Source organism: Pseudomonas sp. Pseusp18 (assembly GCF_059506005.1).
Map to the genome: position 1 here is coordinate 3,456,636 of NZ_CP169240.1, position 22,829 is coordinate 3,479,464.

Annotated in this window: 14 protein-coding genes; 7 read left to right on the forward strand and 7 right to left on the reverse strand. The window is 57.3% G+C overall.

The genetic code is table 11. The features are described from left to right. Window positions 1-334 precede the first annotated feature (334 nt). The 3 genes from mexE to ACEN9A_RS15540 are packed head-to-tail and all read left to right on the forward strand — an operon-like array spanning window position 335 to window position 6,198. On the forward strand, window positions 335-1,588 hold the full coding sequence (gene mexE / locus ACEN9A_RS15530; protein ID WP_258668490.1) for a multidrug efflux RND transporter periplasmic adaptor subunit MexE: 1,254 nt from the start codon (window positions 335-337) through the stop codon (window positions 1,586-1,588). 12 nt (window positions 1,589-1,600) lie between these two features. Next, a complete protein-coding gene (locus ACEN9A_RS15535; protein ID WP_019649903.1) occupies window positions 1,601-4,780 on the forward strand; it encodes an efflux RND transporter permease subunit in 3,180 nt (1,059 codons plus the stop codon). Continuing rightward, on the forward strand, window positions 4,777-6,198 hold the full coding sequence (locus ACEN9A_RS15540; protein ID WP_258668491.1) for an efflux transporter outer membrane subunit: 1,422 nt from the start codon (window positions 4,777-4,779) through the stop codon (window positions 6,196-6,198). Before ACEN9A_RS15535 ends, ACEN9A_RS15540 begins: the two co-directional genes overlap by 4 nt. Window positions 6,199-6,435: 237 nt before the next feature. Here the strand turns inward: ACEN9A_RS15540 and ACEN9A_RS15545 are convergent, their stop codons facing one another. From ACEN9A_RS15545 to ACEN9A_RS15555, 3 genes are read right to left on the reverse strand one after another with little or no spacing between them, the layout of a single operon-like run. Further along, window positions 6,436-7,401, reverse strand: coding sequence for an HlyD family secretion protein (locus tag ACEN9A_RS15545; RefSeq protein ID WP_258668492.1), 966 nt, complete (start codon window positions 7,399-7,401; stop codon window positions 6,436-6,438). A gap of 4 nt (window positions 7,402-7,405) precedes the next feature. After that, on the reverse strand, window positions 7,406-7,606 hold the full coding sequence (locus ACEN9A_RS15550; protein ID WP_018926023.1) for a DUF1656 domain-containing protein: 201 nt from the start codon (window positions 7,604-7,606) through the stop codon (window positions 7,406-7,408). Beyond that, window positions 7,596-9,743: an FUSC family protein gene (locus tag ACEN9A_RS15555; RefSeq protein ID WP_258668493.1), complete on the reverse strand. Its 2,148-nt coding sequence runs from the start codon at window positions 9,741-9,743 to the stop codon at window positions 7,596-7,598. Before ACEN9A_RS15555 ends, ACEN9A_RS15550 begins: the two co-directional genes overlap by 11 nt. Window positions 9,744-9,953: 210 nt before the next feature. Here ACEN9A_RS15555 and ACEN9A_RS15560 point away from each other — a divergent pair, with 210 nt between their 5' ends. Further along, window positions 9,954-10,853, forward strand: coding sequence for a bestrophin family protein (locus tag ACEN9A_RS15560; RefSeq protein WP_258668494.1), 900 nt, complete (start codon window positions 9,954-9,956; stop codon window positions 10,851-10,853). A 76-nt stretch (window positions 10,854-10,929) separates the two neighbouring features. Further along, window positions 10,930-11,985: a tetratricopeptide repeat protein gene (locus ACEN9A_RS15565; RefSeq protein WP_258668495.1), complete on the forward strand. Its 1,056-nt coding sequence runs from the start codon at window positions 10,930-10,932 to the stop codon at window positions 11,983-11,985. 84 nt (window positions 11,986-12,069) lie between these two features. Here ACEN9A_RS15565 and ACEN9A_RS15570 read toward each other — a convergent pair whose 3' ends face one another. The 4 genes from ACEN9A_RS15570 to ACEN9A_RS15585 form a co-directional block, all read right to left on the reverse strand. After that, window positions 12,070-12,447 (reverse strand): response regulator, encoded by a 378-nt coding sequence (locus ACEN9A_RS15570; RefSeq protein WP_018926027.1) that lies wholly within the window; start codon window positions 12,445-12,447, stop codon window positions 12,070-12,072. A 44-nt stretch (window positions 12,448-12,491) separates the two neighbouring features. Then, window positions 12,492-13,706 (reverse strand): hybrid sensor histidine kinase/response regulator, encoded by a 1,215-nt coding sequence (locus ACEN9A_RS15575; RefSeq protein ID WP_258668496.1) that lies wholly within the window; start codon window positions 13,704-13,706, stop codon window positions 12,492-12,494. 78 nt (window positions 13,707-13,784) lie between these two features. After that, the gene (locus ACEN9A_RS15580; protein ID WP_204123700.1) at window positions 13,785-14,597 is read right to left on the reverse strand and encodes a CheR family methyltransferase; all 813 of its coding nucleotides are present in this window, start codon (window positions 14,595-14,597) and stop codon (window positions 13,785-13,787) included. Next, entirely contained in the window at window positions 14,597-18,088 is a 3,492-nt protein-coding gene (locus ACEN9A_RS15585; RefSeq protein WP_258668497.1) for a response regulator, read from the reverse strand. Before ACEN9A_RS15585 ends, ACEN9A_RS15580 begins: the two co-directional genes overlap by 1 nt. Window positions 18,089-18,346: 258 nt before the next feature. Between ACEN9A_RS15585 and ACEN9A_RS15590 the strand changes: the two genes are divergently transcribed. After that, window positions 18,347-18,712 carry a response regulator gene (locus ACEN9A_RS15590; protein ID WP_258668498.1) on the forward strand — a complete coding sequence of 122 codons (366 nt, stop codon included), beginning with the start codon at window positions 18,347-18,349 and terminating at the stop codon, window positions 18,710-18,712. Between the two features lie 287 nt (window positions 18,713-18,999). Continuing rightward, on the forward strand, window positions 19,000-22,824 hold the full coding sequence (locus tag ACEN9A_RS15595; RefSeq protein WP_413387836.1) for a M35 family metalloendopeptidase: 3,825 nt from the start codon (window positions 19,000-19,002) through the stop codon (window positions 22,822-22,824). Window positions 22,825-22,829: the final 5 nt, after the last annotated feature.

Consider the following 22,829-nt stretch of genomic DNA (forward strand, 5'->3'; position numbering starts at 1 on the left):
TAGCCTGGCCTGATCCTGATGTTGTATCGAGGCTGATGGCCTCATCGCGGGCAAGCCCGCCCCCACAGGGATTCGTGGTGTTAATGAGATCTCTTGTAGGAACGAGGCTTGCCCGCGAACGCCGCGACACGGTTTCAAGCCAGACCTTTGCACTCCACGCAACACACAATTGTCATCATTTCATTTGATAGCCCGCTAACGAAAGGTGCATGCTAGAGGGCTTGCTTCTGGCTTATATCATTCCGAATGATAGTTACCTTTGCCTCGTTCGATTCGTTTGATATCGCCCCGCCAAGCATTATCCGCCCATCTCAATACATTGGCGGATGCATCCATGGAACAGTCACTCAAACATTTGCGCTTCCCTTTGGCCCTGTTGGCCGTGCTGGTGATGAGCGCCTGCGGCAAGACCCCGGACGCCGCCGCCACCATGCCTGCGGCCAAAGTCAGCGTGGCCAAGGTGCTGGAGCAACCGGTTAACGAGTGGGACGAATTCACCGGGCGCCTGGAAGCGCCGGAAACGGTAGAGATTCGTCCACGGGTCTCCGGCCAGATCGATGACGTAACCTTCACCGAAGGCGCATTGGTCAAAAAAGGCGATCTGTTGTTCCAGATCGACCCGCGTCCGTTCCAGGCTGAGGTCCGCCGCCTCGAGGCCCTGGTGGCGCAAGCTCGCGCCACGGCTACCCGCAGTGAAAACGAAGCCCAGCGCGGTGAGCGCCTGCGCACCAGCAACGCGATTTCCGCCGAACTCGCCGACTCGCGTACCAGTGCCGCTCAAGAGGCTCGCGCCGCCGTCGGTGCACTCCAGGCGCAACTGGACCTGGCCAAACTGAACCTGAGCTTCACCCGCGTGACTTCCCCAATCAGCGGTCGTGTCAGCCGTGCGGAAATCACCGCCGGCAACCTGGTGACCGCCGATACCACCGCACTGACCAGCGTAGTGTCCACTGACAAGGTCTACGCCTACTTCGACGCCGACGAGCGTGTATTCCTCAAATACACCCAGCTCGCCCGCCAGGGTCAACGCGGCGCCACTACCCCGGTTTACATGGGACTGTCCAATGAAGACGGCAACCCGCACCAGGGCCAGATGAACTTCGTCGACAACCAGGTCAACCCGAAGACCGGCACCATCCGCGGTCGTGCGGTGTTCGACAACAGCGACGGCAGCTACACCCCGGGTCTTTATGCACGCCTGAAACTGGTGGGCAGCGGCACCTACTCCGCGGTGTTGATCAACGACGAAGCGGTCGGTACCGACCTGGGTAAAAAGTTCGTGCTGGTGATGGATGCCGACAACAAAACGGCTTATCGCCCTGTCGAGCTGGGTCCGAAAATCGAAGGTTTGCGCATCGTGCGCAGCGGCCTGAACAAAGACGACACCATCATCGTCAAGGGTTTGCAACGGGTTCGCCCTGGTTCGCCGGTCACCCCTGAAGTGATCCCGATGGCCAGCAAGGAAACCCTCGCGGCTCTCGCTCAACAACGACAAGCGCTGGAAGCCAGCAACCTGCCCCAAGTCGCACCTGCCAAGGTCGTGCCGGGTACGGTTGTGAAACTGGCTGCTGCGACTCCACGCGGTTAAGGGACAACTCCGATGAATTTTTCCCAATTCTTCATTTCACGGCCGATCTTTGCAGCGGTACTGTCGCTGCTGATCCTGATCGCCGGCGCCATCTCGCTGTTCCAGTTGCCGATCAGCGAATACCCGGAAGTGGTGCCGCCGACCGTGGTGGTCCGTGCCAACTTCCCCGGCGCCAACCCTAAAGTCATCGGTGAAACCGTGGCCGCTCCTCTGGAGCAAGCCATCACCGGCGTCGAGAACATGCTGTACATGTCCTCTCAATCCACCGCTGACGGCAAGATCACCCTGACCATCACCTTCGCCCTGGGCACCGACCTGGACAACGCGCAGGTGCAGGTGCAGAACCGCGTGACGCGTTCCGAGCCGAAACTTCCCGAGGAAGTGACGCGCATCGGTATCACCGTCGACAAGGCGTCGCCCGACCTGACCATGGTTGTGCACTTGACCTCGCCGGACAAACGCTACGACATGCTTTACCTGTCCAACTACGCCTTGCTCAACATCAAGGATGAGCTGGCGCGTCTGGGCGGTGTCGGTGATGTGCAGCTGTTCGGCATGGGCGATTACTCGCTGCGGGTGTGGCTCGATCCGAACAAGACCGCTTCGCGCAACCTGACCGCGACCGATGTGGTCACCGCGATTCGTGAACAGAACCGTCAAGTGGCGGCCGGTGCCCTGGGTGCTCCGCCTGCACCGAATGCAACGGCATTCCAGCTGTCGGTCAACACCCAAGGCCGTCTGGTGTCCGAGGAAGAGTTCGAGAACATCATCATTCGCTCTGGCGAAAATGGTGAAATCACTCGCCTGAAAGACATTGCTCGTGTCGAACTCGGCTCCAGCCAATACGCCCTGCGCTCCTTGCTGAACAACCAGCCGGCGGTGGCGATCCCGATCTTCCAGCGCCCAGGCTCCAACGCGATCCAGATCTCCAACGACGTTCGGGCGAAAATGGCCGAGCTGAAGAAGAACTTCCCGGAAGGCATGGACTTCAGCATCGTCTATGACCCGACGATCTTCGTGCGCGGTTCCATCGAGGCGGTGGTTCACACCCTCTTCGAAGCACTGATCCTGGTTGTGCTGGTGGTGATCCTCTTCCTGCAAACCTGGCGCGCCTCGATCATCCCGTTGGTGGCGGTGCCGGTTTCGCTGATCGGTACGTTTGCCGTGATGCACCTGTTCGGCTTCTCGCTGAACGCCCTGTCGCTGTTCGGACTGGTATTGGCCATCGGTATCGTGGTCGACGATGCGATTGTGGTGGTGGAAAACGTCGAGCGAAACATCGGGCTCGGGTTAACCCCCGTGGAAGCCACCAAGCGTGCAATGCGTGAAGTGACCGGTCCGATCATCGCGACGGCGCTGGTGCTGTGTGCGGTGTTCATCCCGGCCGCGTTCATCTCCGGCTTGACCGGTCAGTTCTACAAACAGTTCGCCCTGACGATCGCGATTTCGACCGTGATCTCGGCTTTCAACTCGCTGACCTTGTCGCCAGCACTGGCCGCCGTGTTGCTCAAGAGCCATGACGCGCCAAAAGACCGCTTCTCCAAGGTGCTGGACAAGATCTTCGGTGGCTGGCTGTTCCGTCCGTTCAACCGTTTCTTTGACAAGGCCAGCCATGGCTATGTCGGCACCGTGGGCCGGGTTATCCGCAGCAGCGGTATCGCCCTGCTGCTGTACGCAGGCTTGATGGTGCTGACCTTCTTCGGTTTCTCCAACACGCCGACCGGTTTCGTACCTGGCCAGGACAAGCAATACCTGGTGGCGTTCGCACAACTGCCGGATGCCGCGAGCCTGGACCGTACCGAAGACGTGATCAAGCGCATGTCCGACCTGGCCCTGAAACAGCCTGGCGTGGAAAGCGCGGTGGCCTTCCCTGGCCTGTCGATCAACGGTTTCACCAACAGTCCTAACGCCGGCATTGTGTTCGTCACCCTGAAGCCTTTCGACGAGCGTAAAGACCCGAGCATGTCCGCCGGTGCGATTGCCGGTGCGTTGAACGGCCAGTACGCCGGGATTCAGGAAGCCTACATGGCGATCTTCCCGCCACCGCCTGTACAAGGCCTGGGGACCATTGGCGGTTTCCGCCTGCAGATCGAAGACCGGGGCAACCTGGGCTATGACGAGCTGTACAAAGAAACCATGAACATCATCGGCAAAAGCCGCAGCGTGCCGGAACTGGCCGGTCTGTTCACCAGCTACACCGTGAACGTGCCGCAGGTCGATGCCGCTATCGACCGGGAAAAAGCCAAGACTCACGGCGTGGCCGTCAGCGACATCTTCGACACCCTGCAGATTTACCTGGGTTCGCTGTATGCCAACGACTTCAACCGCTTCGGTCGTACCTATCAGGTCAACGTTCAGGCTGAGCAACAGTTCCGCCTCGAATCGGACCAGATCGGTCAGCTGAAAGTACGTAACAACCGTGGCGAGATGATCCCGCTGGCGACCTTCATCAAGGTCAGCGACACCTCGGGGCCAGACCGCGTGATGCACTACAACGGCTTCATCACCGCTGAAATCAACGGTGCGGCAGCCCCAGGCTACAGCTCCGGCCAGGCCGAGAAAGCCATCGAGAAACTGCTCAAGGATGAACTTCCGAACGGCATGACCTACGAGTGGACCGACCTGACCTACCAGCAGATTTTGTCCGGCAACACTGCGCTGTTCGTGTTCCCGCTCTGCGTACTGCTGGCGTTCCTGGTGCTCGCGGCTCAATACGAAAGCTGGAGCCTGCCACTGGCGGTGATCCTGATCGTACCGATGACCCTGCTGTCGGCCATTACCGGGGTGATTGCCTCGGGCGGCGACAACAACATCTTTACCCAGATCGGCTTGATCGTACTGGTGGGCCTTGCCTGTAAGAACGCGATTCTGATCGTCGAGTTTGCCAAGGATAAGCAGGAAGAAGGTCTCGGCCCGCTGGCAGCGGTACTGGAAGCTTGCCGTCTGCGTCTGCGGCCGATCCTGATGACCTCCTTCGCGTTCATCATGGGTGTTGTGCCACTGGTTTTCTCCAGCGGTGCGGGTGCCGAAATGCGTCATGCCATGGGTGTGGCGGTGTTCTCCGGGATGCTCGGGGTGACCTTCTTCGGTCTGTTGCTGACGCCGGTGTTCTACGTACTGATTCGCAACTTTGTGGAACGCGGTGAAGCGCGCAAAGCGGCCAAAGCCCTGAAACTGGAGGCGCAACAATGAGCCTGAAAGCCTTCCTGCCGAGCCTGCTGGTACTGGCGCTGAGCGCCTGTGCCGTCGGCCCGGACTACAAGACCCCAGCCACCGAGGCGGCCAACATCACGGCCGTCACCGATGGCAGCGCCGGTCAGAAGAACTTTGACCGCGCCCGTTTCGAAGGCATCTGGTGGCAGCAATTCGACGATCCGACCCTCAACCAGTTGGTGAAGCAGTCCTTGCAAGGCAACCGTGATTTGCGCGTGGCCTTCGCCCGCTGGAAAGCGGCCCGGGCGATTCGCGATGACGCCAGCAATGACGCCATGCCGACCATCACCAGCCGCGCGAGCAGCGATCTGGGCAAAGGGCAGATTCCGGGTCAGACCACCAAACGGGTCAACAGCGAACGCTATGACCTGGGCCTGGACATGGCCTGGGAACTGGACTTGTTCGGTCGCATCCAGCGCAACCTGGAATCCAGCGACGCTGAGCAGCAAGCGGCCGAAGCCGATCTTTACCAACTGCAAGTCACCATGATTGCCGAACTGGTGGACGCCTATGGCCAACTGCGCGGCGCACAACTGCGGGAAAAGATCGCCCTGGCCAACCTGAACAATCAGCAGGAGTCGCGCAAGATCACCGAAAGCCTGCGGGATGCCGGTGTTGGCGATCAGTTGGACGTGGTTCGTGCCGATGCACGCCTGGCGTCTGTCGAAGCCAGCGTGCCGCAGTTGCAGGCCGAACAGGTTCGTCAGCGCAACCGCATCGCCACCCTGTTGGGTGAACGTCCGGACAAACTGACCGTCGACCTGAGTCCAAAAGACTTGCCGGCGATTGCCAAGGCCCTGCCGATCGGTGATCCGGGTGAACTGCTGCAACGGCGTCCGGACATCCGCAGCGCCGAACGCAAACTGGCGGCTGCCACTGCGCGTATCGGCGTGGCCAAGGCTGACTTGTTCCCTCGGGTGAGCCTCAGCGGTTTTCTTGGGTGGACTGCCGGGCGCGGTTCGCAGATCGGCTCGTCGGCGGCCAATGCCTGGGCACTGGGCCCGAGCATCACCTGGGCGGCGTTCGACCTGGGCAGCGTGCGCGCCCGTTTGCGCGGCGCCGATGCTGAAGCCGAAGGCGCCCTGGCGACCTACGAACAGAAAGTACTGTTGGCATTGGAAGAGTCGGAAAATGCTTTCAGCGATTACGGCAAACGCCAGCAGCGCCTGATTTCGCTGATTCGTCAAAGCGAATCAAGCCGAGCCGCTGCGGACCTCGCCGAAATTCGCTACCGCGAAGGCACCGTGGACTTCCTCGTCCTGCTTGATGCCCAGCGTGAGCGTCTGGCAGCCGAAGACACCCAGGCCCAGGCCGAAGTCGATTTGTACCGCGGCATCGTCGCGATCTACAAAGCCCTTGGCGGCGGCTGGCAGCCAGAGACGGTCGCCAGCAAGTAATGCTTTAACGTGCCCCTTTGGTTGGCCGCAACCCAACCAAATTCTTTGCCCCGCGCCTCATTCGGTCGCGGGGCTTTTTTTTGTCGGTCTGTAATTCAACGCATATCCCTGTGGGAGCGAGCCTTTGTGGCGAGGGGGCTTGCCCCCGTTGGGTCGCGAAGCGGCCCCAATCTACGACTGCTGCGCAGCCGAACGGGGGCAAGCCCCCTCGCCACATAAGCCCGTCCCCATATGGGGTTAGTGGGTTGCCTGATTATCCCGGTTTTCCATGACGGTCACCGTGGCCGTGGTCCCGGCGCGCAGGCGGTTTTTGGCGATATAGTCGGCGTCAATCTGAATCCGCACCGGCACCCGTTGTGCCAGTTTGACCCAGGTATAGCTGGGGTTGATGTTGGCCAGCAGGCGACTGCCGGGGGAGTTCTCGCGGTCGGCGATAGCAAAAGCGATGCTTTGTACGGTGCCGCCGAAGGTCTCCCCACTCATCAACTCGATCCTGACCCGATCGCCCTCCTTGATTCGCGGCAGCTTTGTTTCTTCAAAGTAGCCACTGATATAAAACGAATCGCTGTCCACCAGTGCCAACAATGCGCCCCCCGCAGTGGCGTAGTCCCCCTGGCGAGTCAGCAGATTGGTCACGTAACCGCTGACAGGCGCTACGACTCGTGTGCGCTGCAAGTCCAGTTCGGCCTGGGTCAGAGCGGCGATCGCCAGCTGCACGTTGGCATGTGCCAGGCCCAGATTGGCCTGATTGCGCAAGAGTTCCGCCTGCGCCACAGCCACTTCGGTACTGGACTTTTCCCACTCTTCGCCGGAGATCGCGAAGCGCTGTTTAAGGGTTCGACGGCGCTGCTCTTCGCTTTGACGCTGCCGCAGCAGCGCTTCGCTGGAGACAATTGTCGCTTCGGACTGACCCAGCGTGGCTTTGGCAACTTCCACCGCACGCTTGGCATGCTCCACCGCCAGCGTATAGCGAGCCGGGTCGATCTCCAGCAGCAACTGGCCTTTCTCGACACGCTGGTTGTCTTGAACGCTCAGGCTGACGATCCGCCCCGAGACATCGGCGGACAACGTCACCACATCGGCGCGAACCCGTGCATCGCGCGTCCAGGGGGCGCGGGTGTAATGCTCCCAGGCGAACCAGCCGAGGATGACGGCCAGCACCACCACCGCCAGGGTCGCGAGTCGGGCAAGGATCGTCTTCAAGGCATCAGGCTCCCATCATCAGAATCAACGTTGCGCATACGCAGGCATACAACGCGCCTTCGAACAGGGCTTCATGCCAGACAAAACGCAACACCCCCAAGCGGCGCAAGGTCCAGTCCAACAGCAGAAAAATCGGCAAGGCCAGCAACAGGGCCTGGGCGATTGGCGGCAGATAGACGCCACCCACTTCCAGATCAATGGGCAAGGGCCGGCACTCCTTCCACGTTTGTGGGTTGAAAATATTTGCGATGGCGCTCCAGAAACGACACCACGATCAACAACGCCACGCGCATCCTGAATACCGACCACAGGTGTTCATGAACGTCTAGATGCAAGTCGTCCATTTCATCGCCCAAGACATGCAAGCTTCCGAGCAACTGCACAAGGTCAATCCCGGGTCGCCCGGCGATCAATCGCCCTGTCTCTCGGACAGCCGCCAGCAAACGGTTCTTTTGTTCCGTACTTAACAACGTATTGCTTTGCCCCTGCTGCCTGAGCTGGTTCAAAGCCACCCCCAGTGCCATGCACCCGAGGCTGACTTCGAACAGCTCGCGGGAGTGCTTGTCGCTGGTCGCCGGCAATAGTCCCAACATCATGGTCAGGCGATCGACCATACGGCTTTCAAACGCAAATTGCTGCTCGTCGGTGGCCGGCGTCTTCAACAAAGCGTAGACCTGCTCACAGCTTTCATTGAACAGCCGGCGTATCCGTAAATCGGGCCTGAACGGGAAGATCAAGGCGTAAACACTGAGCGCCAGCGCGGCGGCGCTGATATACGCACCGGCAAATTCAAACCACTGAATGGCATTGTTTTGGCCGATTCCTGCGTTTTGCGGTCCCAGCAACAGCATTGTCGTCAGTCCAAGGCCAATGCCTGTGCCAGTGGTTGGCGGACTGGCCAGCCCCACTGCGACCGCGTACAGCAATGGCGCAAACAACAAGGCGAGTAACTCGAAGTCACTGATCATCGGCATCAGCATGAACAGATAGAACGCCGACACCACCAAGGCCAGACCCAGCCCCCTGGCAAAGCTTTGACTGGCCAGCAATGGCCGCGGAAAAGTCGCCATCAGCGAACAGAGAATCCCCACTACAATCATCCCGCCACGGGCCCCATCCCAAGCAGTCTCGATCCAGATCAGCCCCGCCACCAGTAACGCGGTAAATGCCCGGACTGCGTTCATTGCTGCCAACGTGAAGTCCAGATGCAACGGGTTGTCCTGGCCGCGGAATACGCAACTGGCTTCACGTCCTTCCTGGATCGCGTCGCTCAGTTCCAGAATCTGCCCCAGTTGCTCCAACATCCGTGCCTGCTCCCAGCGCAGCGCCCAGGCCAATGAACGCAGCGTGGCAGGCATCGTCTCGGTGAGTTGTTCGGCCTTGTAGGCCTGGTCATCGAAACGCTGTTGCAGCGTCAAAAAATGATGCCGCGCCTCGGTCGACAATGAGCGCCCTTGCACGGCCAGGTCATCGAGAAACGCCAGTTCTTCGCTGCGCAACCGCTGTATCTCTTCCGGCAGCGCACCTTCCCAACGTTCGGTGAGCAATTGCCGCTGGTGACGCAAAGCTGTCAGCCGCGAAGTCAGCAGCACCAATTGATTGCCGAGCAACTGCACCAGGCTATTGGCACTGCGCAACCGTGGCGCATCGAAATACAAATGCCGACGCAGCCCTTCAAGGGCGCTGATCTCGCCCAACAGTTGCATTTGCCGCTTGTGGAAATCGGCCTCGCTTTCCTCGGTTCGAATCACCGCTGCCGCGTGAGTCGCGAGCAGTTTGATCACTTGATCGATCTTGGCGAAGTAACCCTTGGCCACCGCCTCCGGTCGCGCCGTCAGAAGGCTGACCACGCACACGCAGGCCACCGCCAACAATGTTTCTGTCACGCGAGTGACTGCCAGCAGGAACGTGCCCTCCTGATCGGGTTGCGCCAGCAGTGCCACTACCACCGCCGTGTAACCGCTCAAGACAAACGCCTGGGAACTGGTGTAGCGCAACAAGGTGCCGCCGGCGGTACACAGCGCCAACCACAAGGCCAGGGTGATGATGAAAGGCAGCGGCGCCTGGGGAAAAATGGCCATGATCAACACCGCGACTACCGCGCCCAGCGTGGTGCCGATGATCTGGCCGAAACTTCGAGCCAAGGCCATGCCGCCCAATGGCTGACTGACAATAATCACCGCCATGATCGACCACTTGGGCTGGTCGAGGTCGAACACAAAGGCCAGATACAGCGTCAGCAACCCGGCCACGATGGTTCTCAGGGCAAACAGCAGCACCTCGCGTCCGGGGTTGAGAATCGCCTTGAAGTATTGAAGCAGCGGCTGCATGGAAGCGCTCATCGAGTGGTCTCCTGCAAGCGTAGTCATTGCTTCAGGGCCTCGACGGGTTTCAGTGTCGACAAAACCTGTAGGCCGTTTCGCCGATAGTTACGCCTGCACTGATAGAGCCTGTCGATCACTTCGTCAGCCAAAGCGATTGGACAGGATCACCCCATACCCCTAGGCTCAAATCGCTGCGAAAGCATCACTCTCCCTATAAAGCCCCTGCCCATGATTGTGCGTCCCAAGCCGAATCTGCTCGGCATGCTGTTTTCCCTTAAAGGCTCGATTGCCAAGCGCATTGCCTTGCGCAGTCTGTTGGTGACCCTGCTGGCGTCGGTGATCGTGCTGGTGGAGATCTGGCATCCGGCGTATTTCTCCAAGGTCAACGCCACGCCGTTCACCCTGCTGGGTCTTTCTTTGTCGATCTTCATGAGCTTTCGTAACAACGCCTGCTACGACCGCTGGTGGGAGGGCCGCAAGCATCTGGGGCAGTTGATCATCGAAGTGCGCTCGTTGATTCGCCAGACCCAGGGGCTGATGGCGGCGGCCAAACGTGAACTTATGCTGCGTGAACTCTGCGGGTTCGCCCATGGCTTGATCGCCCGCCTGCGCCTTGAGAGCGAGATGAGCGCCATCAAACCGTGGACGCAGGATGCCGTGGACGCGGGGCACCCGAATATCACTGACGCGCTCTTGCAGCGGATCGGCGTCCGGTGTTCGGCCCTCGCCGAGCGCGGCCAGATCAGCGAATGGCGTTATACCCAACTGGAAACACGACTGGTCAGCCTCAGTCAGGTCCAGGCCAGTTGCGAACGCATCAAAAGCACGCCACTGCCCTTCCCTTACACCCTGCTGCTGCACCGCACCATCTACCTGTTCTGCATCCTGTTGCCGTTCGCCATGGCAGAATCTCTTGGCTGGCTGACACCGGTGATTACCGCCATTGTCAGCTACACCTTTTTCGGCCTCGACGAAATCGGTGACGATCTGGAGGACCCGTTCGGTTTCGATGAGAACGATCTGCCGTGCAATGCGATTTTGCGCACGCTGGAGCGCGAAGTGCTGGCAGCGTTGGGGCAAACCGACTTGCCACCGGTCCTTGAGCCCGATGACTACGTGCTGAACTGAGCCAGGGTTTGACTCACAGCCCGGCCTGACCGAAGCTGGTGACTTTGTAAAAGCCTGTCAGCTCCCGGATCCCTGCATGCCTCAGTCCCGCCGCTATCTGCTCATCAGCCTCTGCGCACTGCTTGCCCTCGCCCTCGCCTGGTTTTTTTTGCGCAGCACGACGCCTGTGGTGCCGGAGGCGATTCGACGCGGCTACAGCGAAGCGCTGACCCAGGCACGCACGGGTCAACCGGGGGCGGCGCGGGTTCTTTACCAGCAATTGGGCCGCCCTGACCTGTCCGACAAGCGCCGCGTCTGGCTGCATGCCGAACTGCCCAACTACCCCAGCCCGCAAGCCTTGAAACTGGCGGATGCGGACCTGCAACATCCATCGGCGGATGTACGCATCGCGGCGATCAAAAGCATCAGCGGTTTAGTGCCCAATGGACAGCGAAGTCTGTTGCTCGGCCCCTTGCTCGATGACAGCGACCCAAGTGTTCGGTTTACGGCGGTCAACGCTTTGCTGGGGCTGTCTCCGGATGAGCTGGGGTTGTATTTCGGCCCCCTGGAGCAAGCCATTGACGCTTGGGAACAGGTCCTCAAGCAGCAGCCGGAAAGCGCCGACACCCAGTACCAACTGGCGCGCCTGCATTTGCACAATGCCGAACTGAAGGACGCGCAGCAGGCATTGGAGCGCACGTTGCAACTGGCGCCCGGCAACTTGCCGGCACTGGTGATGCAGATTGACGTGCTGGATCGACTGGGCCAAAGCGATGCCGCCCAGCAATTGTTGGCGAAGCAGTTAAAGGCCCAGCCCGATTCGGCCTATCTGCAACATGCGTTGGGGCTCTGGTTGCTGCATCACGGGCAAAGTGAGTTCGCGTTGCTCGGGCTGTCCAAAGCCGTGGAGCTTGAACCCGACAATAAGGATTACCGCTACGACCTGGCCACCACGTTGCATGGTGAGCAAGAGCTGGAGGCCGCGCAGAAACAGCTGCAGGAAATCGTCCAGCGCCACCCGGCCGATCGCAAGGCGCGCGTGCTGTTGATCAACTATTGGAAGGAAAGCGGACAGTTGCAGAACGTACAGATCCTGTTGGCGCAGCTCGAGCAGCTCAATCCGGATGATCCGGCGCTGCAGCAAGGGCTTTAATCAAGATCAAAAGATCCTCCGAACGCGGCCCGAGCCTTCGGCAGCCCTACAGGGGGGCCGTACGACACAACCGTCGACGCAGCTTCAGGAGAGCATGTCCTGCATGATCTGTTGCAATACATCCAGATCGAATGGCTTGGCCAGGATCGGTGCCTTGCGGGTGATCGGGCTGTCGGTTTCGCGGATTTCCTGCGGGTAACCGCTGATGAAGATCACCTTGAGTTCCGGTCGCAGCTTCACGGCAGGTTCGGCGATTTGTACGCCAGAAATCCCGCCAGGCAGGCGGAAGTCGGTGATCATCATGTCCAGGTTCGGTTTGCTCGCCAGAATCTCAAAGGCCTGCTCACCGTTTTCGGCTTGCAGCACCCGGTAACCTTCACCCGACAAATAAGCGGACAGCACCATCAAAATCGAAGGATCATCTTCGACGATCAGTACCACGTCTTGTGCATCTTCACTCATGGAAAACCTTTGTTCGGTCAATAGCTGCTGATACGACCATGTGGTCAATCAGAGGTTGCGTTCATCGGGCTGTTTTCCTGCAGCGGCAGACAAACGCGAAACAAGGCGCCTTCGCCAATCCGGCTCTCGACGGTAATGGAGCCACCATGGGCGGCGACAATCTGCTGCGAAATAAACAACCCCAGGCCCAGCCCCGCCACGACGGCCCTGGTGGAAACCCGTTCGAACTGCTGAAAAATGCGCTGCTGATTCTCTTCACCGATCCCGATACCGCGATCCTGAACCTCAACCCGCGCTTGCCCGTGGTGATTGTACACGCGAACGTCGATCGCGCTCTTGGCACCATAGCGCAACGCATTAGTCAGCAGATTGCAAATCACTTGTTCGATACGAAACTCGTCCCAGTCGCCCATCACGGGTTGGTCGGCGATCAAGCTGACTGACGCCTGCGCGGCCTCAACCTGCGGTGCGAAGTTCTGCAAAAGATTGTGCACCAGTTGCACCAGGTCAAACCGAGTCGGGCGGATCGACAGCTTGCCGGTGCGGATCCGCGACACATCGAGCATGTCTTCGATCAGGCGGATCAAGCTTTTGATCTGCCGTTCGTCGCGCTCGACCATGGCGTGCATTTTGTCCAGGGTGAACGCCGCGGCGTTATCCCGGGCCAGGTGCATTTTGCGCAACTGGGTTTCGAGGATCAGGCCATTGAGCGGTGTACGGACTTCATGCGCAACGATGGACATGAAGTCATCGCGCATGCGCACCGCCTGCTTCAGTTCTTTCTGGGTGTTCTGCAACTGTTCGAGCAGCGCCCCCTGTTCGCGGCGACTTTGCTCCAGGGCTTCGACCTGCTGCTTCATCGCCTTGCTCTGGCGATACAGATCGACGAAGACATTGACCTTGCTCTTGACCGCGTGGACATCCAGCGGCTTGTGCAGAAAGTCCACCGCTCCGCTTTCGTAGCCCTTGAATGCGTAGTTGAGATCACGGCCAGCGGCACTGACGAACACAATCGGGATGCTTTTGGTTTTTTCCGTGCCGCGCATCAACTCGGCCAACTCAAAGCCGTTCATGCCGGGCATCTGCACATCGAGAATGGCCAGCGCGAATTCGTGCTGCAACAACAGCGACAAGGCTTCATCGGCGGACAAGGCCTTGAAGACGAAGAGGTCCTGCCGCTTGATCAACGCCTCAAGCGCCAGCAGGTTCTCCGGCAGGTCGTCGACGATCAGTAAATTGGTCTGGATGTTACTTAGCATGGGGTTCGTTCCCGCTCGACACACAGACGGCCGAAGCACCGATCACGATAGCTTCTACACAAGGAATACCTGCACGGTTCATGATTTGCGGTAGATCCTTTCTTGTTTGACCAACGGCTCAAACTGATTGCCATAGGCCGAAAAATCCAGGGTTTCCTTACTGCCCAGTGCCAGAAAGCCCCGATGACACAAAGATTCGTGAAACAAGCCGAACGTTCGATCCTGAAGCTTTTTGTTGAAGTAAATCAGCACATTACGACACGAAATTAATTGAGTTTCGGAGAATACGCTATCGGTGGCCAGGCTGTGATCGGCGAACGTTACGTTGTCGCACAGGCTCTTGTCGAAAATCGCGTAGTCATAAGCCGCCGTGTAATAGTCGGCGAACGAACGCTGACCACCGGCCTGCTGATAATTGTGAGTGTAGGCCCGAACATTCTGCAGGGAGAAAATCCCCTGCCTGGCTTTATCCAGCGAGCGCGGGTTGATGTCGGTGGCATAGATGATGGTACGCTCCAGCAGGCCTTCTTCGCGCAGCAGGATCGCCATCGAATAGACCTCTTCGCCGGTACTGCAACCGGCAATCCAGACCTTGATCGACGGCCAGGTCTTGAGCAGCGGCACCACTTCCTGACGCAGCGCCAGGAAGTGCGAAGGGTCGCGAAACATTTCGCTGACCGGAATCGTCAGCAATTGCAGCAGCTGCATGAACGCGGTTGGGTCGTGCAGGACCTTCTCTTGCAGCGCCGAGATGGTATTGCACTCGAATTGGCTCAATGCATGGTTGACCCGACGCTTGATCGACGCGCCGGAGTAATCGCGAAAATCGTAGCTGTATTTGAGGTAGATCGCTTCGATCAACAACCTCAGTTCGATTTCGCTGCGCTCCATTAGAGGCGTTCCATCTTCGGTAACCACACACGAATCAGCGAGAACAGGCGATCCAGGTCGATGGGCTTGGCCAGGTAGTCGTTGGAGCCGGCCTGCAAGCAGCGCTCCTGATCGTCCTTCATCGCCTTGGCCGTCACCGCAATGATCGGCAGCTTGCGCCAGCGCGGATCATTGCGGATTTCCAGAGTGGCTTCGAAACCATCCATTTCCGGCATCATCACGTCCATCAGCACCAGGTCGATGTCCTCGACTTCATTTAATCGCTCAATTGCTTCACGACCGTTACGGCCAATCACCACCACCGCACCCTTCTGCTCCAGCGCACTGGTCAGGGCGAAGATATTGCGTACATCGTCATCCACCAGCAGCACTTTGCGCCCCTCGAACACCTTGTCGCGGCTGCGGGCGGTCTTGAGCATGGTCTGGCGTTCATGGGATAAGCGGGATTCGACCTTGTGCAAGAAGAGTGTCACTTCATCCAGCAACCGCTCGGGCGAACGCGCGCCCTTGATGATGATCGAGCGCGAATACTTGCGCAGCTCGGCCTCTTCGTCCCGGGTCAGGTTGCGTCCGGTATAGACGATCACCGGTGGAAACGAGCAGATATCCTCGCAGGACATGCGTTTGAGCAAGTCGTTGCCAAGCATGTCCGGCAGTTTCAGGTCGATGATCATGCAGTCGAAAATCGTGGTGCGCAGCAAATCGAGTGCATCCTGCGCCAGGCCGACGGCAGTGATTTCGACGTCCTCGTCGCCGATCAATCGGGCGATGCTGTCGCGCTGCAGATCGTCGTCTTCGACCAACAATATGCGTTTGACCTTCTGGGTCAGTTTGGCTTCGAGGCGGGCAAACACCTCCTTGAGCTCCTCGCGCGTAGTCGGTTTAACCGCGTAACCGATGGCGCCCATGTGCATGGCGGCCTCGACACGGTCTTCGACCGAGATCACATGCACGGGAATGTGCCGGGTTTCGGCGTGCTCTTTCAGGCGCTGCAACACCGTCAGCCCGGAATGATCCGGCAGGCGCATGTCGAGCAGGATCGCGTCGGGGATGAATTGCCTGGCCAGGTCGTAGCCTTCATCGGCGCCATAGGCCACCAGGCACTGATAACCCAGTTCATGGGCCAGATCGTAGAGGATGTGCGCAAAGTCCGGCTCATCTTCCACCACCAGGATGCATCGAGTGGCGAACGGCGCCTTGTAGCGATCATCATCGAAACGCGCGATTTCGACCTCGGCAATCAGCGGCACTGGTGCGGTAGCCACGATGGCTTGCGGCATGGTCACCGGCGTGGCTTTCATCGTTTCGACAGGCGTATCGCCCGGTTCGATGTAGTGCTGCGGCAACACCAGGGTGAACACACTGCCCTGCCCCGGCGTGCTGGTCAGGCTGATGGAGCCGCCCAGCAACGTGGCCAGATCACGAGAGATCGACAGGCCCAGGCCGGTACCGCCGTAACGACGGTTAGTGGTGCCGTCGGCCTGACGGAAGGCTTCAAAAATGCTGTCCTGATGATCCGGCGCAATGCCGATCCCGGTATCACGGACGATAAAGGCGATGCCCTCGCCTGGCTGAGCCGCCACGATCAGGCTGACGGTGCCCTTTTCGGTGAATTTCACCGCGTTTGACAACAGGTTCTTGATCACTTGCTCCAGGCGCTGGCGATCGGTGAACAGCATCAGCGGTGCGTCAGCGCGCAATTCGACTTCAAAATCCAGTTTCTTGTCCGCGGCCAACGGCTCGAACATTCCTCGCAGGCCTTCCACCAGGCGCGCAACGCTGGTGTTCTCCGGACGCACCTCAAGCTTGCCGGCCTCAACCTTGGAAATGTCGAGAATGTCGTTGATCAGGTTGAGCAAGTCGTTGCCGGCGGAATAGATCGACTCGGCGAACTTGACCTGCTCGGCGCTGAGGTTTTCCTGCGGGTTTTCCGCCAGCAATTTCGCCAGAATCAACGAACTGTTCAGCGGCGTGCGCAATTCGTGGGACATGTTGGCAAGGAATTCGGATTTGTACTTGCTGGCACGCTGCAATTCTTCGGCGCGGGCCTCGAGCTCAAGCTGGGCCTGATTCAGCTGGCTGTTCTTCAGGTCCATGGCATCGCGTTGCTCGGCCAGGATCTGCGCCTGTTCGGCGAGTTGCTCGTTGGTTTGCTCCAGCTCGATCTGCTGGGTTTCCAGGTGAGCCTGGGACTCCTTGAGAACCCGCGACTGCTCTTCCAGCTCTTCGTTGGCGCTCTTGAGTTCTTCTTGCTGAACCTGCAACTCTTCGTTGAGTTGCTGGGTTTCGGCCAGCACTTCCTGTAAGCGCTGGCGATAGCGCGCCGCTTCGATCGAGGTGCCGATGTTGCCGGCAACCAGTTCGAGCAACTCGATGTCACGATCTGTCAGCGGTCGCAGGAAACCGAGTTCGATCACCCCGTTGACGCGATCGTCATCGCTGGTCGGCACCGCCAGTACACTGCGTGGTAAACCTTCGCCCAGGCCGGAGCTGACTTTGAAGTAGTCGCCTGGCACGTCATCAAGACGAATCAGGCGCGCCTGTTGCGCCACCTGGCCGACAATCCCTTCGCCATTGTAAATCTGCTGCTCAAGCGCTTCCTGTTCCCGGGAGAAACCGTAAGACGCGATGCGCTTCAGGCCACCATGCTCCTCGCGCACATAGATCGCCGCGACGGCGCTGCCCAGGTATTGCGCGCAGAACTGCAGAATGTTGCGCCCCAATAGATTGAGCGATAACTGCCCCAGGACTTGTTCGGCCAGTTCGGTCTGGCCGTTGCGCAACCAGGCCTGCTGCTCCAGACGGCGGGCGCTGGCCTGTTGCGCGGCGAGGTTGACGCTGTAGCTGCGGGACAGGTTGAGAAGATCCCGGCGACCAATATAGGCCAGCAATCCGCTGATACCGGCCACGAACAGCAGATAAAGAGCGATGCTCCAGATTGTGGTGCGCCGCACTTCTTCGTTGCGCGTGGCACGCAACTGCTGCTCCATGTCGATCAGGTCTTCGAATTGCTTGCGGATCTCATCGGTCAACCGTTTGCCGCGACCGACCTTGACGACGCTGCGGTAATCACCGCCTGCATGCTGCAAATCGATCAACGATTGCGCGAAATTGGCCCACTCCGTCTGCAAGGCCTGGAGCCGGTGCAGACGGTCGGTCTGCACCGGATTGTCCGCGGTCAGTTCGAGCAAGGTATTGAGGGCGACCGCTATTCTTGGCTTTGCCGTCTCATAGGGCTCGAGAAAATGCTCGTCGCCACTGAGCAGGAAACCGCGCATGCCGGTTTCCAGATCGACGGTCAGTTTTACCGCTTCATTGACATTATTGATCACCCGGTCCGAGTGCTGGACCCACTGGATCACCGACAGCAGATAAGTGATCAGCAAGACAAAGAACACCGCGCTGATAACACCGACACCCAACGGCAGGCTGACGTTGCGGCTCAGGAGTTTACGGAATCGTTGCTCATCAACCGCAGGCGCAGAGGTCATGGGAAGCCTTGTCGAACTGTTGAAAGCCATCGAGTCTGCCCCAAATCGGCCGAGGGGATCCATTTTTCTGACACGTTTTTCGGCAATATCCTGCATTTCACTGCTCCGGCGCAAAGGAGCGGTTATTCTTCGCGGCTCTTGTGCGGCTATTGTTCTTTGTAACGCCTCGGGAACTTGTCGTGATCTGTCACTTACTCATGCAAGAGCCCGGCGATTTCGATCGACGCTATCGCAAATCCAACCTTTGAGAGCCGCACTATGTCCACCAAAACATCCACCATCCTGGTCGTCGAAGACGATGCCATCGTGCGCACGCTGATCGTCGATGTGCTGGAGGAACTGGAATACCGGGTACTTGAGGCCGATGGCTGCGAAGAGGCGCTGGATTTCATCAACGATGAGGACCAGCACATCGACTTGCTGATGACCGATGTGGGGCTGCCGATCATGGACGGACGTGAATTGGCCAAGCAGGCGCGCATGCTGCGCCCCGAGCTGCCGATTCTGTTCGCCAGCGGCTATGCCGAAAGCATTGAGGTGCCTGACGACATGCATGTGATCGGCAAGCCATTCTCGATTGATCAACTGCGGGATAAGGTCAAAGGCATACTCCCTGCCAGCTAAACCAGGCATCAACCTAGGCACCGAACTTGAAAAAGTGAGGTGCTATTTGATACAGCATTGGCTCCCTGCCATAAAAATTCCAAACATTCGTTACACCATGAAAACGTTGTTAAGCGCCTTATCCTAGAGGCCGCGTCCGCCTTGCTTTTACTCTAAACCAAACGAACCTTTAGTTATTTTTTCTGGCATGGTGAAATAACACCTCACACAACTCTAGTTGCCACTTAACCATAACCAAAAGAGGATGCCGACTCATTTAAACCAACTTTAAATAAACGGATTTATTTATGAGCAGCACGAGCATGTCGGCACATTCCGAGCGTCGTTTGTCTAAACCTTTTCAAGCCACCTATGATATTGAAAAAATCGCAGAGAGTGACAACATTGAAAAACAGAAAGTTATCACAATCCTAAAAAGCAAGATTGCGGACATGAAAGACGATCCGAAAGTCGACTGGAGCAATTCATTTTTCTCGATCACAAAAGGCTCTTCGTTCGAACAGGCACTACAACCAGGCGCTGTGATGCTGCAAGGTTTGATTGAAACGGAAGCGTTTACTAACTTTCTAATCAGAAGCAAGCTGACGATGCCCGCGGGCACCAATGTATACGTAAGCAGCGATGGCCAAATTGGCGCAACAATCAAAAATACCAAGTACACTTTTACCATCGCGGTAAAGCGAAGCCCAGAGCTTAGCGAAGATTTCAACACCCTCATTGAAATTGCAACAACGATGGGCGGGATGGTTTTTACAACGGAGGACGTCAACGTAAAACAATGGTTGACCTTTCATGAGTATGATGCACCGGAAAATCTGACAGGTATAAAAAACCTGATCAAGCATCTGGAATTTGCCTACCGCCCTTCCCCTGCATTGGGTAACTACTGGGAAGCCATCTCAGGCAGTGAGGACAAGGCTTTGGTGTTGTCGGCGGATGACAGGCAAACAATTCGTACCTTGACCGCTCAGCACATCGGGGGACGGGGAAAGCTGCTGGTGGACCTGTGTAGTATTGCATTGGGAAACCGTTCGAAAACAGCAAACCGATTGAATTGCCGCGAACTGCTGCACGAATTGGGTATACACCCCTATTTCAAAAGCTGGTCCGAAAGTTATTTAAAAGCGCTTGACTGGTACGGATCCAAATCAGGTGAATCCGTCTCTGAGTTGAACCTCGAGCAGGTACTCATGACTGCAATTATTCTCGACATTTACCCGGACGCGGGAGGCGACGAGCGTCGAAATCACATCGCGGGTTACAACCTTTATACGCCTGAAAACATAGAGAAATCAGTTCCAGAGGTTTTCACTGAACTGGAACGGCATCTTGAGAATGAGCATGACATTACTTCTGACACCAGTACGCTCGCCGCCTACTTGTTGCTGGCAGGCAGGGCACCCGAATTTCTGGTAAGAAATCTGCCCGAATCATTGCGACTGGGCACCCCCGAATGGATTACGTTCTGTCGGGGTGTTGCCATAGCAGAAGCCAATGCTTGCGGTTCCGTGCTTTCCATGACGTTTGCAAACGTCATGCAACTTGAAGCGATTGAGCCAGTCAACAAGGAGCTGGAAATTCTGCACAGCGTGCTGTCAGTCGACCCGATTATTGACTGGGCGCTGCTGAACAACGTGATTACTCTTGAGCAGGTGATCAGTGACTATAAAGGTTCTGGTGATCGTGCCATTGAGGCTTATCAGACGTTTGCGGATGTCTATTCGCAAGCAGTCGCCACGTTGTCGACCCCTCTGCCCAGCCGAAAAGCGATTTCCCGGGAGATACTTGAGCATATCGTGCCGGACTGCGATTTCATCGACGAAAAAATACTGTTCGAGAAACAACGGTCTAGTGACGAGTTCAACAATTTCGAGCCGTTAGCCATGTCCATGGTAGAGCTCAACATGTCCAATCATCTGGGGACACTGAACTGGGATTTGAAAAAAAGCACTAGTCTCTACCAGAGATTTCCGCACCTTGTGCCTAATCTGGTCTCTACGGAGGGGGTTTTCAAACGTCGTTTTGACCAGGCTTATGCACCATTGGAAAAAGCGATGGCCAGTATTGTCAATCTGGCTTTGTCGGCGTTACCGCCGGCTGACCGGGTTCGTTTGCTGTGCGGTGAAGTCACTTTCTTCACTATCCGCCCCTCGGTTGCCATCATCCAGATCCCCCCCTCGGTTGTCATCATCCAGCCTCCCGATTTGTTTCCTCAGGAAAAACAGAAAGCCAAAGATGAAGCCACGGGGCGCTATGGCGTCGTGATGTGCTCGAAATATGAAGGCCGGTTGTATTGTTATGAACTGTTCACCTTGCACGGTGAATGCAGGGAGAACCCTCAACTGGCAGCACTTGTGCAAAAAGAAGGTCTGCTGGCACAACCTGCGAGACTGGACTTTACCGATCACATCAACAGTTTGAGCAAAGCTGCAAAAATCCATAATTTGCCAACTGATATAGAGAGCTATACCCACGGAGTTCCCCCAGGCAACACGCAGTCAAGTCATGGGGTGATTGAAAAACTGGGGTCATTGAACACATCGGTAAAAACAGGACGCACTATTGAGCCTGGTTATTATGAGAGCTATCAAAGCGAAGAATTCAGTACCCTGACTAATTTCATTTTGAAGCATCGCCCCCTCTGGACGTACGACGAACTGATAGAAGACGCGCGGGGCCTAACAGAACTGGAGCAAAGGTACTCAAAGGAAGAACAACAATTCGAGACATTCATTAATATTATTGTGCCTTTTAAATCCTGCATCGAAGACTTCTTCTCCGATGATCCGGACCGTAACAGGGGCAGCACGCTGTTCTGCACGCTTGAACTTGCGATGACCGTTTTGCTGGTTGTTGGCGTCGCTGCAAAAGCCGCTAGCGTCGCGGCAAAGGCCGTTTCCACCGCCTCGAAGACCAGAGCGCTAGCCAAGTTGGGCCTAGGGTTTCTCCATTCTGTGTTCAACCCGCTGGACGGTACGCCAGAGCTGATCCTGGGCGTCGGAAAGTATTTAAAGAAAGGTGTATTGGGTATCAGCCGGGCTGGTTTGAACTCTTTGGAAAGTGCAACCCATCAACTTCGAAGACTGTCCGGCAGCGCTGACGCTTATGACTTGATCAAAGCGGCGCAACGACCTGATATCGGACAAGGAACCTGGCGTCCGCTGGGTAGCTCTGGAGATTCTTTCATCGTGTCGGCGGTTCGCATGCAGGATGACTGGTACGCTCTCAACCGGCTGGGGCTGCCGTGGGGAAAGAAACTCAAAAATTTCGACTTGAGTTTCAAATCCTACGCTCGCAAGAAACTCCTGCCGGATAGCTTCGTCTCTGCCTATGTCAAAAGAAGCTTACCGATCGCCCAGACAAAAATTGACACCGCACTGCATCAACTGATGGCAAACAGTGCTGATTTCGACGTAAAAGCAATAATAAAATATTTCTTCGGCAATAGTTCCACTGAGACTGTTGAGCACCTGACCGAAGCATTACACAGAATGAAAAAAGACCTCAATCACATCTCCCTGAACAACATAGAGATTGTAAAAAAGCCTTCGGACGGCGCGCTGGCTGCAATCTTTCCCGATGCCTTCGCGCGATGGAAAGCAGCGAATTACCCCGCTGACTCGGTTGACAGTCGATTCATGAAGATTTACTCGGACAATATGACTGACTTTTTCCAAAAGGAAAGATTCGACAGAGGGCGGATCGCTGATGGCGTGGTGCATGAGATGTCTCATGGCTCACAACGTACGATTGACCTGATGTATGCCAACCCGGATCCCGCATTTGGCAAGGCAGGCGATGTCGATGTGACTCAGTTGATGAACCTGGCGAAGCATCCGAATGGACTTGACCCTCGCACATTGCGCGATGCCAGTAAAGAGGGGTTCCTTGAGTTTATCCAGCTTAAAAAAGACTTGCCCAAGGTCGTTGCCGAGTCTCCTGCCCTCCTGAACGCCGACTCTTACGCCCTGGCTATTGGCTTGTTGAATCAACGATCGGCCAATTACCCGCGCTTTCTCGAAAACCTGGGCCGGATGAGGAGCAAGTTCGAGACAGCAACTGGTAAGCACATCACGGAGGCTGTGATCATTAATCTGTCTACACTCGCCTAGACGCC

Coding starts and splice junctions, on each gene's coding strand:
- ACEN9A_RS15585 (WP_258668497.1), bottom strand. CDS start 18,088: ATGACCTCTGCGCCTGCGGTTGATGAGCAACGATTCCGTAAACTCCTG.
- ACEN9A_RS15535 (WP_019649903.1), top strand. CDS start 1,601: ATGAATTTTTCCCAATTCTTCATTTCACGGCCGATCTTTGCAGCGGTA.
- ACEN9A_RS15575 (WP_258668496.1), bottom strand. CDS start 13,706: ATGCTAAGTAACATCCAGACCAATTTACTGATCGTCGACGACCTGCCG.
- ACEN9A_RS15540 (WP_258668491.1), top strand. CDS start 4,777: ATGAGCCTGAAAGCCTTCCTGCCGAGCCTGCTGGTACTGGCGCTGAGC.
- ACEN9A_RS15595 (WP_413387836.1), top strand. CDS start 19,000: ATGAGCAGCACGAGCATGTCGGCACATTCCGAGCGTCGTTTGTCTAAA.
- ACEN9A_RS15570 (WP_018926027.1), bottom strand. CDS start 12,447: ATGAGTGAAGATGCACAAGACGTGGTACTGATCGTCGAAGATGATCCT.
- mexE (WP_258668490.1), top strand. CDS start 335: ATGGAACAGTCACTCAAACATTTGCGCTTCCCTTTGGCCCTGTTGGCC.
- ACEN9A_RS15565 (WP_258668495.1), top strand. CDS start 10,930: ATGCCTCAGTCCCGCCGCTATCTGCTCATCAGCCTCTGCGCACTGCTT.
- ACEN9A_RS15580 (WP_204123700.1), bottom strand. CDS start 14,597: ATGGAGCGCAGCGAAATCGAACTGAGGTTGTTGATCGAAGCGATCTAC.
- ACEN9A_RS15555 (WP_258668493.1), bottom strand. CDS start 9,743: ATGAGCGCTTCCATGCAGCCGCTGCTTCAATACTTCAAGGCGATTCTC.
- ACEN9A_RS15560 (WP_258668494.1), top strand. CDS start 9,954: ATGATTGTGCGTCCCAAGCCGAATCTGCTCGGCATGCTGTTTTCCCTT.
- ACEN9A_RS15590 (WP_258668498.1), top strand. CDS start 18,347: ATGTCCACCAAAACATCCACCATCCTGGTCGTCGAAGACGATGCCATC.